This is a genomic window from Dietzia maris (assembly GCF_036287335.1).
Classification (GTDB): Bacteria; Actinomycetota; Actinomycetes; order Mycobacteriales; family Mycobacteriaceae; genus Dietzia; species Dietzia cinnamea.
Map to the genome: position 1 here is coordinate 3379939 of NZ_CP143053.1, position 15677 is coordinate 3395615.

A 15677-nucleotide genomic window follows, 5' to 3' on the forward strand; every position below is an offset into this window, starting at 1 on the left:
CCCGCTCGCCGACGCCGCCCGTCACGACGTCACCTGTCGACTGCTGCCCGGAAACCCCGCCGTCGGGCGCCGCCGTCCGGGGATCGACACGGCGCGCGACCCTCTAGAGTCAGGTCACCACATCGACGGAGGAGGCCCGGCATGGCCCGGAAGAAGCGCATCAGCGAACTGAACGACGCCCAGCGAGCGGGCCTGTGGGCGCTGGTCGCCCTGCAGATCTCGCTCGCCGTGTCCGCATGGGCGGACCTGGCCGCGCGGCCGGCCGCGAAGATCAACGGCTCCAAGGGCAAGTGGGCCGCGATCATCGTGGTCAACTTCATCGGGCCGATCCTCTACTTCACCCGCGGGCGGCGATAGTGCCCGTGGCCGGCCGGGGGCGGCGAACCTGATGCGTGTCCTGGTCACCGGCGGCGTGCGGTCCGGGAAGTCCCGGCACGCGGTGCGACTGCTCGCCGAGTCCGAGTCCACCTCCGGGATCGACGCGGTGACGTTCGTGGCACCGGGCCTCCCCGCCGACGAGCTCGACGATCCCGACTGGGCCAAGCGCGTCGCCCACCACCGCGCCCACCGGCCCGCGTCGTGGCGCACGGTCGAGTCTCCCGACGTGGCCACCGCCGTTCGCGAGGCACCGGGCCCGGTCCTCGTGGACTGCCTGGGCACCTGGCTCACCACGACGGTCGACGACCTCGGTCTGTGGGACGCCCCGGTCGACGAGGCCCGCGCGGCGGTCGACGAGCGTCTCGACGTGCTGTGCGCCGTCCTTGAGGATCGGACGGACGTGGTGCTGGTGACCAACGAGGTCGGCTCGGGGGTCGTACCGCAGTACCGCTCCGGCGCGGTGTTCCGCGACCTGCTCGGCGCGCTCAACCAGACCGTCGCCGAGTGCTGCGACGAGGTGCACCTGGTGGTGTGCGGGCGGGTGCTGACGCTGTGACGGCCGACCGGGCCGGGGCGGCGAGCGCGGCCGTGACCACCGGCCTGAGCGCGTTCCCCCTCACCCCGCTGCGCGACGACCGTGTCGACGAGCGCGCTTACGCAGGGCTCGTCGAGCGGTTGGTGCGCTCCGGGGTCGATACGGTCGGCGCCCTCGGCTCGACCGGCTCGTACGCGTACCTCGACCGGGCCGAGCGGCGCCGCGTGGCCGAGCTGACCGTGCAGAGCGCGGGCGACGTCCCGGTGATCGTCGGCATCAGCGCGCTGCGGACCTCTCACGTGCGGGCTCTCGCCCACGACGCGCAGGCGGCCGGGGCCTCGGCGGTGATGCTCGCCCCCATGAGCTACCAGCCGCTCACCGCCGACGACGTGGTCGGCCTGTACACCGACGTCGCGACCGAGCTGTCCGTCCCGATGGTGGTCTACGACAACCCCGGTACCACCCGGTTCGACTTCACCCCCGAGCTCTACGCCCGCCTGGCGGAGCTGCCGGCGGTCGCGTCGGTCAAGATCCCACCACCCCCGCCCGACGCGGAGGCCGCGCGCGAGCACATCGCGCGGCTCCGGACGGCCGTGCCCGCGCGCGTCGGGTTGGGGGTGTCCGGCGATCCCTCGGCCGCCGCGGCGCTCCTCGGTGGCTGCTCCTGCTGGTACTCCGTCCTCGCCGGCACGCTGCCCGACCCTGCCCTCGAGATCGCCCGCGCGGCGCTGGCGGGCGACAGCGGGGAGGCGCTCGCCGCGTCGGACCGGCTCGCCCCGTTGTGGGACCTCTTCGCCCGGCACGGGAGCCTGCGGGTGGTGGCGGCCGTCGCCGAACTGCTCGGCCTCGCTCCGGACGACTGCCTGCCCCGGCCGCTCCTGGGTCTGCGCGGCGGTGACCGGGCCGAGGTGGAGACCGTCCTCACAGCACTGTCGCTGACGAAATAACAACAGGTTCACCCCGGCGGGCTCATACTTGAGCCGTCCCCTCGCCGGAGGTCCCCTTGTGAGCACCGAACAGATCACCGAGAAGACCGACGACCCCGCCGCCCGGTCCCCCTTCACCACCGCCGGCCACGCGATCGCCACCGCTGCGAGACGCCTGCCCGTCACCGCCGTGATCGTCGCGGCACTGCTGGTCACGGGCCTGGTCTTCGAGACCCTGTGGAGCAGCGCCCGCGACGCCTCCTGGTTCCCCGACGTCGCCTACGGCGTGCCCGCGTTGGAGGGCGGTCGCTGGTGGACGCTGGCGACCGGGCCGTGGTTCGGGCTCACGCCGCTGCAGCACGTGTCGCTCCTCGTGCTGGTCGCGGCGGGGATCGGTGTGGGCGAATGGCGGCTCGGCCCCGCGCGGACGGCACTGGTTGCCGCGACCGGCCAGCTCATCGGCGTGCTCGGCGCGGTCGCGGTGATCGTACCCGGGGACGCCGTCGGGTGGGAGTGGGCCACCGAGTTGTCCGTGCTGCTGGACGTCGGCTGTACGACCGCGGTGATCGCGGTCCTCGCCGCCGCCACCGCCACCCTGGTCTCGCCGTGGCGGCTCCGGGCTCGCGCGGTGCTGTACGGCTACGTGATCGTGTCGTTCCTGTTCGTCGGGAGTCTGGCCGATCTGACGCACTTCATCGCCTTCGTGGTGTTCCTGTTCGTCGGGGAGCGGTTCTTCTCCCGCACCGAACGGGGTCTGGCGCCCCGGACCCGCCGGGAGACCCGGCTGGTGGCCTCGGCGGGCATGTGGTTCATCGCGGCGGTCCACGTGGTGGTGTACGTCCTGCCGTCCGACGGTCCCCTCGGTCCGACGGAGGCCGACGACGTGAGCCTGGCCGGCATGCTCCTGTCCGTCCTCATCGCCGCGGCGACCGCCGAGCTGCTCCGCCGCGGGTACCGGCACGCGTGGGGCGTGGCCCTGGCGTACGCCGTGGTCACCGCGACCGCCACCCTCGTCGTCACCGCCCTGGTCGTCGCCGCCGACTTCGAGTCGCTCGGCGCGGTCACCCTCGGCACCGGCCTGCTGTGGATCGGTGAGGCCGTCCTGCTGGTGGTGGGCCGCGGCGCGTTCGGCGTGCGGATCCGGCAGCGCGTCACCGGCTCCGGCGTCCACTCGGACGAGGTGGTCGATCGCGTCCGCGAGCTCATCCGGCGCCACGGGGGCAGCACGATGTCGTGGATGATCACGTGGCAGCCGATGAATTACTTCTTCGGTGGCAGCCGGGACGACGCGATCGGCGAGCCCGACGGCGTCGTGGGCTACCGCATGCACGTCGGCACGATCATCGCCCTCGCCGACCCCGTGGCGGACCCCGCCGACCGCGACACGCTCCTCACCTCGTTCGTCGACTTCGCCGAGGCGCAGGCCGCGGTACCGTGCCTGTTCTCGGTGTCGGGTGAGACGGCCGAGCGGATGCGCGCGCACGGCTGGCGGGCGCTGCAGATCGCCGAGGACACCATCATGGACCTGCCCGACCTGGAGTTCAGCGGGAAGAAGTGGCAGAAGATCCGCACCGCCATGAACAAGGCCACCAAGAGTGGCACGACCTTCGTTTCCGGCCTGCTGCGCGAGCAGCCGGCGTCCGTGCTGGCGCAGGTGCGGGAGATCTCCGAGCAGTGGGTCGGGGACAAGGAGTTGCCGGAGATGGGCTTCACCCTGGGGACGGTGGAGGAGGCGCTCGACGACGACGTGCGCATCGCCCTGGCCGTCGACGCCGAGGGGGTCGTCCAGGCCGCCCTGTCGTGGCTGCCGGTCTACCGCGGCGGCCCCGACGGCGGCGTGCGGGGCTGGACGCTGGACCTCATGCCTAAGCGGAACGGCCCCGGCGCGAACAACATGGTCGAGTTCCTCATCGCCCGATCGGCCCTGCAGTTCAAGGAGGAGGGCGCCGACTACGTCTCGTTGTCCGGTGCCCCGTTGGCTCGCAGTGGGGACGACGACGAGGTGGCCGTCCTCGACCGCGGACTCGATCTGCTGGGTCAGGCGCTGGAGCCCTACTACGGGTTCCGGTCGCTGCACCACTTCAAGAGCAAGTTCAATCCGAGGATCGAGCCCGTGTATCTCTGTTTCCGGGACGAGGCGGATCTGCCGCGGATCGGTGTGGCGATCGGCCGGGCGTACCTGCCGGGGGCGACGACCCGCCAGCTCGCGGCACTCGCCCGGTCGGGCGCTTCGGAGACGGTGGACGTCTAGACCCGGCGCCGGGCATCAGGCCCGGCCCCCGGCGCAGGCCCGGGCCCTCGGCCTCATCGAGAAGACGGTTTCGCACGTCGCCTCTCGGGCGATACGGGCGAAACCGTCTTCTCGACGGTGAGCGCCGGGCGGGCGCGACGGTCAGTCGGCGTCGAGGTCCTGCTCGATGAGCGCGGCGATCTCGGCCACGGCGTCGGCGTCGTCACCGCTCACCGTGACCTCGGCGCCCTTCTCCGCGCCGAGCGCCATGATGAGCATGGCGGAGGCGGCGTCGGCCTCCTCGCCGTCGAAGGTGATCTCGATGTCCGTGTCGTACTTCTCGGCGGCCTCGGCGATGATGCCGGCCGGGCGGGCGTGCAGGCCCTCGGCCGATCCGACGATCACGGTGGTGCTGGCCATGGTGTCTCCTCCTGTGGGGTGAGTGGCGGGGGCGCGGGGGTCGGGCCTTGCCGCCATCGTGCAGGGCGGTCGGTCAGGCCGCGACCGGCTCGGCCGCGGCAGGTGGTCAGGCCGCGACCGGCTCGGCCGCGGCGGCCGGCGCCACGGCCGGGGTGCGACGCGCGGACTTGGCGGTGACCACGGCCGCGCAGGCGACGAGCGTGCCGGCGAGGATCGCCACGAGGTAACCCCACACCGGGCTGATGGCGAACACCACGAACAGTCCGCCGTGCGGTGCGTACGACTCCACCGAGAACGCCATGATGAGTGCTCCGGTGACGGCGCCGCCGGCCATCATGGACGGGATCACGCGCAGCGGGTCGGCGGCCGCGAACGGGATCGCGCCCTCGGTGATGAAGCTGGCGCCCAGCAGGAACGCGGCGCGGCCGTTCTCCTGCTCGGCCGGGCTGAACAGGCGCTTGCGCACGACCGTGGCCAGGCCCATCGCCAGCGGCGGCACCATGCCCGCGGCCATGACGGCCGCCATGATCCGCAGGGTGGCCGGGTTGTCGGCGACGAGGCCGGCGGTGGCGAAGGTGTACGCGGCCTTGTTGACGGGCCCGCCGAGGTCGAAGCACATCATGAGGCCTAGGATCACGCCGAGCAGGATCACGGACGAGCCGGTCATGCCGCCGAGCCACGACTCCATGGCCGAGGTCAGCGAGGCGAGCGGCCGCCCGAGCAGCAGGAACATGAGCAGGCCGATGGCCAGCGAGCCGATGAGCGGGATGAGCACGACGGGCATGAGGCCGGAGAGCCAGCGCGGGGTCTTCCATGTGGTCATCCAGCGCACGAGGTAGCCGGCGAGGATGCCGGTGACCAGGGCGCCGATGAAGCCGGCGCCGAGGGTCGCGGACAGGGCGCCGCCGACGAAGCCGGGCGCGATACCCGGGCGGTCGGCCAGGCCGTAGGCGATGTACCCGGACAGCACGGCGATCATGAAGCCCATCGCGGCCTGCCCGATCGCGAACAGCACCGCACCGATGTAGAGGCGCAGCCCGGTGTGGGTGAGGACCTCGGCGCCCGCGGTGCCGGCGGAGACGATCTCACCGTCGAGGTACCAGACCTCGCCGGGCAGGTCGGTGAGCGTGAACGAGGTGGACAGCTCCTGCCACACGAACGCGACGTCGTAGCCGGCGAAGAGGAAGCCGAGCGCGAGGAGCAGGCCGCCGGCCGCGACGAACGGGATCATGTAGGACACGCCGGTCATCACCGCGCGCTGCAGTCCGCGGGCCCAGTGCTCGTCGGCGCCGGACGCGCCCGAGGCGGCGGTCCCCGAGCCGTCGCCGGAGTCGGCCGACACGCGCCGGGCGCGGGGGTCGCGCGCGGCGGCCAGCGCCTCGTCGAGGACCCGGTCGGGGGCGTCGATGGCCTTCTTCACGCCGTACTCGACGACGGGCTTGCCGGCGAAGCGGCCGCGGTCGCGGACGCCGACGTCGGTGGCGAACACGACCGCGTCGGCCGCCTCGATGACGCCCGGGTCGAGGACGGTGGCGCCGGCCGAGCCCTGGGTCTCGACCTGCAGGTCGACGCCACGCGCCTGGGCGGCCTGGGCCAGGGAGTCCGCGGCCATGTAGGTGTGGGCGATGCCGGTGGGGCACGCGGTCACCGCGACCAGGCGCAGCGGCGCGTCGCCGTCACCGCTGGTGGGCGTACCCGCGCCACCGGCCGTGGCCATCGCGCCGCCAGCCGTGGTCGCCGCGCCGCCGCCATCGGGGGTGGTCACCGCACCGGCGCCGGACTCCGTGGGAGCGGGCGACGACGAGGCCTTCTGCTCCTGCGCGGCGAGCACCTTCTCGATGGCCGCGACCGCGTCCTCGGCCGTGGCGGCGGCCCGGAGGGAGTCCACGAACTCGGCCCGCACGAGGTTCCGCGCGAGGGTGGCGAGCAGCTTGAGGTGCTCCTTGCCGCCGCCGGCGGGGGCGCCGATCATCAGCACGAGGTCGGCGGGTCCGTCCTTGGCGCCGAAGTCGACGGGCGGGTCGAGTCGGGCGAACGCGAGGCTCGGCGAGGTCACGGCCTCGGACTTGCAGTGCGGGATTGCGATCCCGCCCTTCATGCCGGTGGCCGCCTTGTCCTCGCGGGCGAGCAGGTCGCGCACGAGGGCGTCGTGGTCATCGGCGCGCCCGGCGTCGACGAGGGTCCGGGCCAGCGCCCGGATCACCTCCTGCTTGGTGCCGCCGAGGTCGGCGTCGAGCCGCACGGCGGCGGTCTCGATGATGGGCTGGTTCATGGCCGTGCTCCGTGTCGTGATGAGAAGGGGTGGGGCGGGGACGAGGGGCCTCAGTCGAGGCGTCTGAGGGTGGGCCGGAAGGTGGCGGGGTCCAGGCCGAGCGGCAGCCCGGTGCCGGGCAGGGAGGCGGCCACGCTGCCGTGGCAGACCGCCCACGCCAGCCGGTCCCGCGGCGGGAGTCCGCGGGCCCCGGCGAGCAGATATCCCGCGAGCGCGGAGTCGCCGGCCCCGACCGTGGACCTGACCTGCACGGCGGGGGTGTTCGCGAACCACGTCTCGTCGTCGTCGACCAGGACCGCTCCCGCGCCGCCCAGGGTGACCAGGACCGCGCCGACGCCGCGGTCGCGCAGGGCGCGGGCGGCGGCCACCACGGGGGCGGTGTCGCCGCGGGCGGCGCGGCGCTCCAGCTCCGCGCCGTCGACGCCGGCGAGCTGGCCGAGCTCCTCACCGTTGGGTTTGACCAGGTCCGGCGCCGCGTCGGGCAGGCGCGCGGCGAGCGCGGCCAGGGGCGCGTCGGAGGTGTCGACGGCGAGGCGCGCCCCCACCGGTCGCAGGGCGGTGACCAGATCGGCGTAAATATCGGCCTCGACGCCGCGCGGCACGGACCCGCACAGCACCACCCACTGCGCGTCGCGGGCGAGGTCGGCCACCGTGGAGCGGACCCGCTCGAGAGTGGCGGGGTCGAGTTCGGGCCCCGGGGCGTTGATCTTGGTCGTGGTGCCGTCGGGGTCGGCGAGGGTGAGGTTGACCCGCACCCCGCCGGTCGCCGGCACCACCGACGTCGCGACGCCGGACGCCGCGCACATCGTCACGAACGGGTCCCCGGGCGGCGCGGGGAACACCGCGCGCGCCTCCACGCCGCCGGCCGCCACGACGCGGGCGACGTTGACGCCCTTGCCGCCCGGCGAGTCGTCGACCGACGCGATGCGGTTGACCCCGCCCACCACCAGCGGCGCGGGCAGCTGCGCGGTGCGGTCCACCGACGGGTTCATGGTGAGCGTGACGATCATGGCAGCACGACCTCGATTCCGTGGGTGTCCAGCGCGGCGGCGAGCGGGCCGGGCGGGGGTGAGTCGGTGACCAGCACGTCGACCTGGTCGAGGCAGGCGAACGAGACGAGGAACTCGTGGCCGAACTTGCTCGAGTCGGCGAGCACCGCCACCCGCCGCGCGGCGCCGCACATGGCGTGCTTCACCGCCGCCTCGTCCGGGTCCTGGGTGGTCAGGCCCCGGTCGGGGTGCAGGCCGTTGGCGCCGACGAACGCCACGTCCACCCGGATCGCCTCCAGGGCCCGCAGCACCGACGCGCCCACGCACCCGCCGGTGAGGCCGCGGACGGTCCCGCCGAGTACGTGCAGGTCGTCGGTCGCCGCGCGGTGCAGGCCGTCGGCGACGGGGACCGAGTTGGTGATGACCGTCAGCCCGTGGTCGGCGGGCAGCGCCTCGGCGAGGGCCGCTGTCGTGGAGCCGGCGTCCACCAGCACCGTCCCGCCGGCGGCGGGCAGCAGGCGCAGTGCGGCCCGGCCGATCGCGTTCTTGGCCTCGACGTTCTCCGACCGGCGTGCGGCGAGGGTCCTCTCCACGCGCCCGCCCGGGACCGCGGGCACCGCGCCGCCGTGCGTGCGCTCGAGGTGGCCCTCCGACTCCAGGACAGACAGGTCGCGGCGGATGGTCTCCGCGCTCACGTCGAGGTCGGCGGCGAGTTCGGCCACAGTGACCCGCCCGGACGCGGCGAGGGTCTCCGTGATGCGCCGTCGTCGTTCGCTGCCGTACATGGTGGGCCTTTCGCCTGTGACCGAGTGTGTTGGATTCTGCCCGAAACGGTTGGAAAGTCAAGCGGTCTTAGTTAGTCTCGTCACAGAACCAGTCGATCGGCCGGGCGCGGGCGCCCGGTCCGCTAGGAGCTCCCAATGACGCAGCAGTCGAAGGCCGGGGCGGTCATCCGCGGCACCGGCGTGGTCGCCGGACTCGCCCACGGGCCCGCCCGATGGGTGGTCCGGCCCGACGCCCTTGACGGGCCCGCCCCGGCCGCCGCCCCGGACACGCCGGGCGCGGTGGACCAGGAGGCCGTCGAGCGCGGTCGCGAGCGCTTCGCTGCCGCGGCCGCCACCGTCGCCGACCGCCTCGACCAGCGGGCCGCTCTGGCGACCGGCGTCAGCGCCGAGGTGCTCACCGCCAACGCCGTCCTCGCCCGCGACCGCGGCTGGGCCAAGGAGGTCACCAAGCAGCTGAAGAAAGGCGTGGCGGTCGAGGCCGCGGCGGTCGCCGCCACCGAGAGCTTTGCCGCGAAGTTCGCCAAGATCGGCGGCCGGCAGGCCGAACGCATCACCGACCTGCGCGATCTCTGCGCCCGGGTGGTCGCCGAACTGCGCGGCCTGCCCGAGCCAGGGATCCCCGCCTTCGACGAACCCGGCATCCTCCTGGCCGACGACCTGGCCCCCGCCGACACCGCCGGCCTCGACCCGGCCCTCGTGCTGGCGATCGTGTGCGAGCACGGCGGCCCCACCTCCCACACCGCGATCATCGCCCGCCAGCTGGGCATCCCGTGCATGGTCGCCGCGGGCGGCCTGTCCGCTGTCGCCGACGGCACCCGCGTGCTCGTCGACGCCGCCGCGGGCACCGTCACCGTCGAGCCCGAGGAGGGCCCGGCCGCCGCGGCGGCCGAGGCGGACCGCCGGAACCGCGCCGCGGCGGCGACCTGGACCGGACCCGCCGCCCTCGCCGACGGCCACGCGGTCTCCCTGCTCGCCAACGTCCAGGACGGCGACGGCGCGGAGGCCGCCGCCGCCGGCCCGGCCGCGGGGATCGGCCTGTTCCGCACCGAGTTGGCGTTCCTCGACCGGGCCGACGAGCCGACCCACGACGAGCAGGTGGAGCTGTACGCCCGCGTGCTCGGCGCCTTCCCCGACGCGCGCGTCGTCACCCGGACCCTCGACGCCGGCTCGGACAAGCCGCTCGCGTTCGCCGGGATGACCGAGGAGGACAACCCCGCCCTCGGCGTGCGCGGCATCCGCGTGGACCTGCTCGACCGTGGGCTGCTCGACCGCCAGCTCGACGCCCTCGCGGCGGCCGGCCGGCGGGTCGGCGGCGCGCAGTCCTCACCGTGGGTCATGGCGCCGATGGTGGCCACCGTCGACGAGGCCCGCGACTTCGCCGACCGCTGCCGCAGCCGGGGCCTCACGCCCGGGATCATGGTCGAGGTGCCGTCCGTCGCCGTGGCGGTGGACCGCTTCCTGCCCCACGTCGACTTCCTCTCCGTCGGCACCAACGACCTCACCCAGTACGTCATGGCCGCCGACCGGATGTCCCCGGACCTGGCCGCGCTCACCGATCCCTGGCAGCCCGGCGTACTGCGACTCATCCACACGGTCGCCGACGCCGCCGGCCGCTCCCCCGACGGCCGGACGATCCCGGTGGGCGTCTGCGGCGAGGCCGCGGCCGACCCGGACCTCGCGTGCGTCCTGCTGGGGCTCGGCGTCACCTCGCTGTCGGTGGCCACCGCCGCGCTGCCGCACGTCGGCGCCGCGCTGGCCGGGGTCACGCTCGAGCAGTGCCGCGAGTTGGCCCGGATCGCGCTCGACAGCGACACGGCACGCGACGCCCGCGACGCGGTCCGCTCCGCCCGCGGCTGAGCGGGACGCCGGGCACGCGGCCCGGCTGACCGGCCGCGGCCGACCCGGCGGTCCCGCGCGGCGGCGGGCGGTACGGTCGGGACCGGCAGAGGAGAGTCGACCGCGATACCGGGAGCAGCCATGACCGTAGACCTGCGCATCGACACCGCCGACGGGACGGCCGAGGCGTTCGTCTCCCGCCCCGCGGGCGCGGACCACGACCTGCCGGGCGTGCTGATGTTCCCCGACATCTTCGGCCTGCGGCCGCAGATCCGCGCGATGGCCGACCGGATCGCCGGCTGGGGCTACGTGGTCCTCGCGCCCAACGTCTTCTACCGGTCCGGCACCGTCGACGAGCTCGAACCCACAACGGACCTGCGTGAACCGGGCGAGCGGGACGCCTACCTCGAAACGGCCGTGCCGCGGATGCAGGGCCTCACCTCCGAGTTGTCACGCCTGGATACCACCGCCTACTTGGACGCGCTGACGGCGCTGCCCGGGGTCGCGGGCGGCGTCGGGGTCATCGGCTACTGCATGGGGGTGCGCCTGGCGTTGCGCGCAGCCGGAGACCACCCCGATCGCGCCACGGCGGTCGGCGGGTTCCACGGCGGCGGCCTGGTCACGGAGGAGCCGGACAGCCCGCACCGCAGCCTGGCCACCACCCGCGCCGCGGTTCTGCTGCGCCACGCCGACGACGACCCGTCGATGCCGTCGGAGGGTATGGACGCCATCACCTCCCTCGCGCGCGAGTCAGGCGTCGCGCTCGACCAGGCCGTCTACCCGGGTGCTCCGCACGGGTACTCGATGGCGGATACGTCGATGTACGACGAAGCCTCGGCGGTGCGCCACTTCGAGGACCTCCGCAAGCACCTGGCGCGGCGCCTCTCGCGCTGACCGCGGCGGGCAGCCGCCCGGCCCCGCCGCCGCTCGCCCGGCCCCGTTCAACGCGAAGAGCGTTCCGCACACCCGCCTCTCGGGCGATGTGTGCGGAACGCTCTCGGCGTCGGGGGTCTACGGTGTGCGGCAGGTCAGAGAGCCGGCATGTAGTCGAAGAACCCGGGGCTGTGGTCTTCGCGCAGGCGGGTCAGGCGGCGGTAGCTGATGAGCCAGCGCCCCTCCACCCGCCGATATTCCTCGTGGTAGTGGCCGAAACCGTGGAGGTACTCCTCCTCCCCGCGGTCGTTGGTCGACCACAGGCGGTCCTCCATCGGCCAGATGCCGACGGCGGTGGTGTCGGAGGTCAGTTCGATCTCCGGGGAGTGCCCGTGATGGACGGTCGTCACGTGGGTCGGGCCACCGAGCATCCGCGGATCGCCGCGGTCACCGCCTCCGGCCCCACCACGCGGTTGGCCGTGCCCTGGGTCTTCGGCTGCTTGTCCTCGGGCAGGCCGCCCCAGGTCTCGCTCACCACGTCGTCCGTGTGGAGCGTCGGGTAGATGTCCCACCGCTTCTCGTCGAGCGCCCGCAGTCGGGCGGCGAACACGCGCTTGATCTCCTCGATCGCCAGCGCCTGCTCACCACTGCTCAGGGTGATCTGTCCGGTCATCGTCACGCTCCCACGTCGTCTCGGCCCCGGGCCCACGCCCGCTCCCGCCGTGACCAAGCAAGCATTCACTTGGTCTTGGTCCGTTTGCCCGTCTAGACTTGACGTTTGTCAACGGCGAACGCGTCCGATTCCGGGCCCCGCCTTCGTCGCCACACCGAGAAGCACGAGGTCTCGCATCATGACTCCGCTGGTCGCCCCCGGTCGTGAAGCCCTGTTCCGGTCGCTCGACGTCCGCTCCCTACACCTGGCCAACCGCCTCGTCATGTCGCCGATGACGCGGATGGACTGCCCGGGCGGGCTGCCCGACGAGATCAACCGGGACTACTACGCGGCCCGCGCCGCAGGCGGTACCGGGCTGGTCGTCACCGAGGGCATCGGCGTGGACCACCTCACGTCTGTCGACCACTCCGCGATCCCGCGCCTCGACGGGCCGGAATCCGTGGCGGCGTGGCGCGTGGTGACAGACGCCGTGCACGCGGCGGGCGGCCGCATCATGGCGCAGTTGTGGCACGTCGGACCGCTGTGGGGTGCCAACGCCCGCTTCGACCGTGAGAACCGCGACCGCCTCATGGCGATGCACCCCATGCGCCCGTCGGGGCTGTGGGGCACGCCGGGCGTGACCACCTATTCCGAGCGGAGCATCGAACGCTGGTCGCCGGCGGTGGAGCCGATGACCGAGTCGGACATCGCCGACGTGATCGGCGCCTTCGCCCGCTCGGCGCGGTACACCCTCGAGGCCGGGTTCGACGGGGTCACCCTGCACGGCGGCCACGGTTACCTGCTGGACGCGTTCGTCTGGGCGGACACCAACCGCCGCACCGACGAGTGGGGCGGCGACCTGGCGGCGCGGAGCCGCTTCCCCGCTGCGGTGGTGGCGGCGGTCCGCGAGGCCATCGGCGAGGAAGCGCCGCTGTTCTACCGCTTCTCGCAGCACACACAGCAGGACTACACGGTGCTCAAGGCCACCAACCCCGACGATCTCGGCGTCTACCTGGGTGCTCTCGCCGAGGCGGGCGTCGACCTGTTCGACGCGTCGACCAGGCGGTTCAGCGATCCGGCGTTCCCCGACCTGGAGGGTGACGACGGCAAGGTCACCCTCGCCGGGTGGGCCCGCAGACTCACGGGTAAGCCGGCGGGCGCCGTGGGCGGCGTGGGGATCGGGACGTCCCTGCGCGAGCAGAAGTCGGGCAAGGCGGCCGTGGCGGCGGACAACATCGATTCGGTCGTGGAGTGCATGGAGCGCGGCGAGTTCGATCTCATCTCGATCGGCCGGATGCACCTGGCTGATCCGTCGATCGCCCGGGTCCTGCGCGAGGCCGAGCCGCTTCCGGAGTTCGACCGCGAGGTTCATGAGGCGCCGCTGCGCGCCCCCGCCTGATCCGCCCCGGGGGGCTGGCCACGCCGGGTGACCGGTCACCGTGGTGGCGCGTCCGCCTGCCCCGGGGCCGGTTGGCCCTCGATCTCGGGTCTGGACAACAGCCGACTGGCCATTGCGCGGCCCTGCCACACCAGTTCCGTCCCGTAGATGGGGCGGTGCGCGAACGCGCCCTCCACGAGCAGAAACAGATGGTTGGCCAACAGTCGGTGGTCGATGTCCGGCGCGGCATCCTCTTTGACCAGATCTTCGAGCAGGTCGCAGACTGAATGCTTGTGGTAGCGAATCACCTCGTGCGCCGGGTGGCCCTCGGGCAGCTCGGCGGCGGCGTTGAGGAATGCGCAGCCTCGCCGGGCGTTTCCGTGGTCGGCGGCGTAGACGTCGAAGATCGCCAGAGCGCGCGGTCTCTCCGCGCGCTCCACCTCCTCCTCCAACAACCTCCACCACCATCGGTGGCGATTGAGGAGATAGGCCACCACGAGCCCGTCCTTGGAGCCGAAGTGTTTGTAGAGGGTCGGTTTGGAGATCCCGGATTCGGCGGCGATCGTGTCCACCCCGACCGCGTGGATGCCCTGCTCGTAGAAGAGCTCCGAGCCCACGTCGAGGATCTGCTGGGCCCCGGGAGTCAGGTCGCTGAGGTCAGGAAAGTCGGCAGTCATATCGCCCTTGACTTTACAAGTCTGTATACCTAATCTGCAGCCGAGGCTTACAGACCTGTATACCCACCCTTCGCCCGGCCCCCGAGGAGGGATTCCCATGACCCTGTTCCGCGCCGCCCTCGACGTGATCGCCCAGCTGTGGTTCGCCCTTGACGCCGCCAGCGCCCTCCGCCGCGGCAAGCCCGTCTCCGAGCGGACCCGCCGGTACTGCATGAACAACACCGCCCCCGGTCGGCCAGAGGCGAGCGGAGTCGCCGCGTAGGCCCGTCCGCCTGCGCACGTCATCCGCAACGCGGGCGGGGTCGTCACCGACGATGTCCTGCGGTCGCTGACCATCAGCCAGCGACTGCTCGGTACCGAGGAGATCGTCCTCATCCACCACACGGACTGCGGGATGCTCACGTTCCGGGACGACGACTTCAAGGATCAGATCGAGTCCGACACCGGCCTGCGGCCGCGCTGGGCGCCCGAGTCGTTCCCGGAGCCGGAGGCAGACGTCCGCCAGTCGATCGCCCGCGTGGAATCCGACCCCTTCCTGCTGCACAGCACCGCGGTCCGCGGGTTCGTCTACGACGTGTCCACCGGTGAGCTGCGCGAGGTCCAGCGCGAGAAGTAGCCCGCCCGGCACGGCCAGCGCAACTCTGGTGTCAGCCTGTCGTTGACAGCCCCCTGATTGTCACCCTATCGTTGACGGCATGAACGAGCACTCTTCGACCGGCCCCCTGGCCGCGGCGCTGGCGACCCCGGTGGACGATGCCGTCCGCGCCGCCTCGTCCGCCGCGGCGAGCGAGGCGTTCGTGCAGGCCCAGTCCCTTCTCGCCCCCCGCCCGGAGTCCGAGACCGAACTCGATCAGTGGAACGTTGCCGTCCAGGTCCTGGCCTTCCGGATCGAGCACGCCACCGGGGTCGACGCGCTCGGCTCGGTGGTGGGGCTCCGCCGATGGGGCGTCACCTGGGAGAGCATCGGCCGGGCCGCCGGCATGAGCCGGCAGGCCGCGCATACCCGATGGGGCGCACAGTCCCGAGCGGTGCTCGACCGCTACGGCACCGGCGAGCTGGGCGGTCCCGTCGCCGCCGACGAGGCTGACCTGACCGGTTGATCGCGCCGTGTCCCGGCGCGGCTCCCGGAATCACCCTCGTCGACGCCGGGAGCGGCGTTATATGGGGGACGCACTCATCCCTCGGCGCCGAGTCGGCAACGGGATCCTCGCGCGCCTCGCCCGATAGGAGCCCACCGCTATGTCAGGCCGCCGATCAGGAGTGCGACGCGGGGTGCTGAACTGGGCGGAGATCCTCAAACCGAGCGTGGCGCTGGCGGAACGCTTCTTCGGCGGCACACTCGTCTTCTTGGGACTCATGCTGCTGTTCCGTCTTGTCGGCCACCGTGAGGCCGGCGGCCCGGGGCTGACCGACCTCCTCATCGTCGTCGTCCTCGTCGTCGACGCCGCCAGCGCCGCCGACCCAGGTGGCTGGGTGGGAGACGACTACCTCCGCGCGGCGCGGTGTGCCTATGCTCGACATGCACGACTGACTTCCGGACGCAGGGGAAGACCGGTGAGAATCCGGCGCTGACCCGCAACGGTGTGCCGCTACCACAAGTGGCGGCGAGCCCGATCGCCTGCCCGGAGGCCTGACTCCACCAGTCATCGCCGAGGTCTGCGATCCGGAGTCCTGCCAGGTGACGTGGCGTCCTCGACGCCTGCCGTCCTGCGGGTCTGCCGTGGTC

15 protein-coding genes, 2 pseudogenes and 1 riboswitch are annotated in these 15677 nt (G+C 73.0%); of the genes and pseudogenes, 11 read left to right on the forward strand and 6 right to left on the reverse strand.

Features of this window, described 5'->3' with window-relative positions; genetic code table 11:
- Positions 1-141 precede the first annotated feature (141 nt).
- The 4 genes from VYL96_RS15765 to VYL96_RS15780 are packed head-to-tail and all read left to right on the forward strand — an operon-like array spanning position 142 to position 4090.
- Positions 142-357 carry a PLDc N-terminal domain-containing protein gene (locus tag VYL96_RS15765; RefSeq protein ID WP_007629216.1) on the forward strand — a complete coding sequence of 72 codons (216 nt, stop codon included), beginning with the start codon at positions 142-144 and terminating at the stop codon, positions 355-357.
- 31 nt (positions 358-388) lie between these two features.
- Positions 389-934, forward strand: a complete 546-nt coding sequence (locus VYL96_RS15770) for a bifunctional adenosylcobinamide kinase/adenosylcobinamide-phosphate guanylyltransferase (protein WP_007629215.1) — start codon at positions 389-391, stop codon at positions 932-934.
- Complete coding sequence (locus VYL96_RS15775; RefSeq protein WP_243699714.1) at positions 931-1860, forward strand: dihydrodipicolinate synthase family protein; 930 nt, start codon at positions 931-933, stop codon at positions 1858-1860. The genes VYL96_RS15770 and VYL96_RS15775 overlap by 4 nt, the downstream gene beginning before the upstream one ends.
- A 58-nt stretch (positions 1861-1918) precedes the next feature.
- Positions 1919-4090: an MprF family protein gene (locus VYL96_RS15780; RefSeq protein ID WP_131885918.1), complete on the forward strand. Its 2172-nt coding sequence runs from the start codon at positions 1919-1921 to the stop codon at positions 4088-4090.
- A gap of 141 nt (positions 4091-4231) precedes the next feature.
- On the opposite strand, the gene VYL96_RS15785 is transcribed toward VYL96_RS15780, so the two are convergent.
- The 4 genes from VYL96_RS15785 to VYL96_RS15800 form a co-directional block, all read right to left on the reverse strand.
- Positions 4232-4489 carry an HPr family phosphocarrier protein gene (locus VYL96_RS15785; protein WP_007629212.1) on the reverse strand — a complete coding sequence of 86 codons (258 nt, stop codon included), beginning with the start codon at positions 4487-4489 and terminating at the stop codon, positions 4232-4234.
- A gap of 106 nt (positions 4490-4595) precedes the next feature.
- Positions 4596-6761 (reverse strand): PTS fructose transporter subunit IIABC, encoded by a 2166-nt coding sequence (locus tag VYL96_RS15790; protein WP_131885919.1) that lies wholly within the window; start codon positions 6759-6761, stop codon positions 4596-4598.
- Positions 6762-6811: 50 nt separating this feature from the next.
- A complete protein-coding gene (locus VYL96_RS15795; protein WP_063972447.1) occupies positions 6812-7771 on the reverse strand; it encodes a 1-phosphofructokinase family hexose kinase in 960 nt (319 codons plus the stop codon).
- Positions 7768-8535 carry a DeoR/GlpR family DNA-binding transcription regulator gene (locus VYL96_RS15800; protein WP_007631001.1) on the reverse strand — a complete coding sequence of 256 codons (768 nt, stop codon included), beginning with the start codon at positions 8533-8535 and terminating at the stop codon, positions 7768-7770. Before VYL96_RS15800 ends, VYL96_RS15795 begins: the two co-directional genes overlap by 4 nt.
- 135 nt (positions 8536-8670) lie before the next feature.
- Between VYL96_RS15800 and VYL96_RS15805 the strand changes: the two genes are divergently transcribed.
- Together VYL96_RS15805 and VYL96_RS15810 are read left to right on the forward strand one after the other, a co-directional pair.
- Positions 8671-10392: a phosphoenolpyruvate--protein phosphotransferase gene (locus VYL96_RS15805; RefSeq protein ID WP_131885920.1), complete on the forward strand. Its 1722-nt coding sequence runs from the start codon at positions 8671-8673 to the stop codon at positions 10390-10392.
- A 120-nt stretch (positions 10393-10512) separates the two neighbouring features.
- Complete coding sequence (locus VYL96_RS15810; RefSeq protein WP_007632704.1) at positions 10513-11265, forward strand: dienelactone hydrolase family protein; 753 nt, start codon at positions 10513-10515, stop codon at positions 11263-11265.
- 134 nt (positions 11266-11399) lie between these two features.
- Here VYL96_RS15810 and VYL96_RS15815 read toward each other — a convergent pair.
- Positions 11400-11917 (reverse strand): annotated as a pseudogene (locus VYL96_RS15815) (nuclear transport factor 2 family protein).
- 178 nt (positions 11918-12095) lie between these two features.
- On the opposite strand from VYL96_RS15815, the gene VYL96_RS15820 reads away from it, so the two are divergent.
- Positions 12096-13295, forward strand: a complete 1200-nt coding sequence (locus VYL96_RS15820; RefSeq protein WP_063972445.1) for an oxidoreductase — start codon at positions 12096-12098, stop codon at positions 13293-13295.
- A gap of 35 nt (positions 13296-13330) precedes the next feature.
- Here the strand turns inward: VYL96_RS15820 and VYL96_RS15825 are convergent, their stop codons facing one another.
- Complete coding sequence (locus VYL96_RS15825; RefSeq protein ID WP_063972444.1) at positions 13331-13951, reverse strand: TetR/AcrR family transcriptional regulator; 621 nt, start codon at positions 13949-13951, stop codon at positions 13331-13333.
- 97 nt (positions 13952-14048) lie between these two features.
- On the opposite strand from VYL96_RS15825, the gene VYL96_RS15830 reads away from it, so the two are divergent.
- The 4 genes and pseudogenes from VYL96_RS15830 to VYL96_RS17325 all read left to right on the forward strand — a co-directional run bounded on the left by VYL96_RS15830 (position 14049) and on the right by VYL96_RS17325 (position 15523).
- Positions 14049-14213, forward strand: a complete 165-nt coding sequence (locus tag VYL96_RS15830; protein ID WP_007632700.1) for a hypothetical protein — start codon at positions 14049-14051, stop codon at positions 14211-14213.
- Positions 14214-14225: 12 nt separating this feature from the next.
- Positions 14226-14567 (forward strand): annotated as a pseudogene (locus VYL96_RS15835) (beta-class carbonic anhydrase); the annotation flags it as partial.
- Positions 14568-14646: 79 nt separating this feature from the next.
- Positions 14647-15051 (forward strand): hypothetical protein, encoded by a 405-nt coding sequence (locus VYL96_RS15840; protein ID WP_063972442.1) that lies wholly within the window; start codon positions 14647-14649, stop codon positions 15049-15051.
- A gap of 172 nt (positions 15052-15223) precedes the next feature.
- Positions 15224-15523 (forward strand): hypothetical protein, encoded by a 300-nt coding sequence (locus VYL96_RS17325; protein WP_424955102.1) that lies wholly within the window; start codon positions 15224-15226, stop codon positions 15521-15523.
- Positions 15484-15579, forward strand: a riboswitch (adenosylcobalamin-variant (AdoCbl-variant) riboswitch). Its footprint overlaps the gene before it by 40 nt.
- The last annotated feature ends 98 nt before the right edge of the window (positions 15580-15677 follow it).

Bases quoted from the DNA above. Each gene is read 5' to 3' on its own strand.
- VYL96_RS15800 (WP_007631001.1), bottom strand. From the start codon at position 8,535: ATGTACGGCAGCGAACGACGACGGCGCATCACGGAGACCCTCGCCGCG.
- VYL96_RS15785 (WP_007629212.1), bottom strand. From the start codon at position 4,489: ATGGCCAGCACCACCGTGATCGTCGGATCGGCCGAGGGCCTGCACGCC.
- VYL96_RS15825 (WP_063972444.1), bottom strand. From the start codon at position 13,951: ATGACTGCCGACTTTCCTGACCTCAGCGACCTGACTCCCGGGGCCCAG.
- VYL96_RS15795 (WP_063972447.1), bottom strand. From the start codon at position 7,771: ATGATCGTCACGCTCACCATGAACCCGTCGGTGGACCGCACCGCGCAG.
- VYL96_RS15820 (WP_063972445.1), top strand. From the start codon at position 12,096: ATGACTCCGCTGGTCGCCCCCGGTCGTGAAGCCCTGTTCCGGTCGCTC.
- VYL96_RS15805 (WP_131885920.1), top strand. From the start codon at position 8,671: ATGACGCAGCAGTCGAAGGCCGGGGCGGTCATCCGCGGCACCGGCGTG.
- VYL96_RS15830 (WP_007632700.1), top strand. From the start codon at position 14,049: ATGACCCTGTTCCGCGCCGCCCTCGACGTGATCGCCCAGCTGTGGTTC.
- VYL96_RS15770 (WP_007629215.1), top strand. From the start codon at position 389: ATGCGTGTCCTGGTCACCGGCGGCGTGCGGTCCGGGAAGTCCCGGCAC.
- VYL96_RS15790 (WP_131885919.1), bottom strand. From the start codon at position 6,761: ATGAACCAGCCCATCATCGAGACCGCCGCCGTGCGGCTCGACGCCGAC.
- VYL96_RS15840 (WP_063972442.1), top strand. From the start codon at position 14,647: ATGAACGAGCACTCTTCGACCGGCCCCCTGGCCGCGGCGCTGGCGACC.
- VYL96_RS15765 (WP_007629216.1), top strand. From the start codon at position 142: ATGGCCCGGAAGAAGCGCATCAGCGAACTGAACGACGCCCAGCGAGCG.
- VYL96_RS15810 (WP_007632704.1), top strand. From the start codon at position 10,513: ATGACCGTAGACCTGCGCATCGACACCGCCGACGGGACGGCCGAGGCG.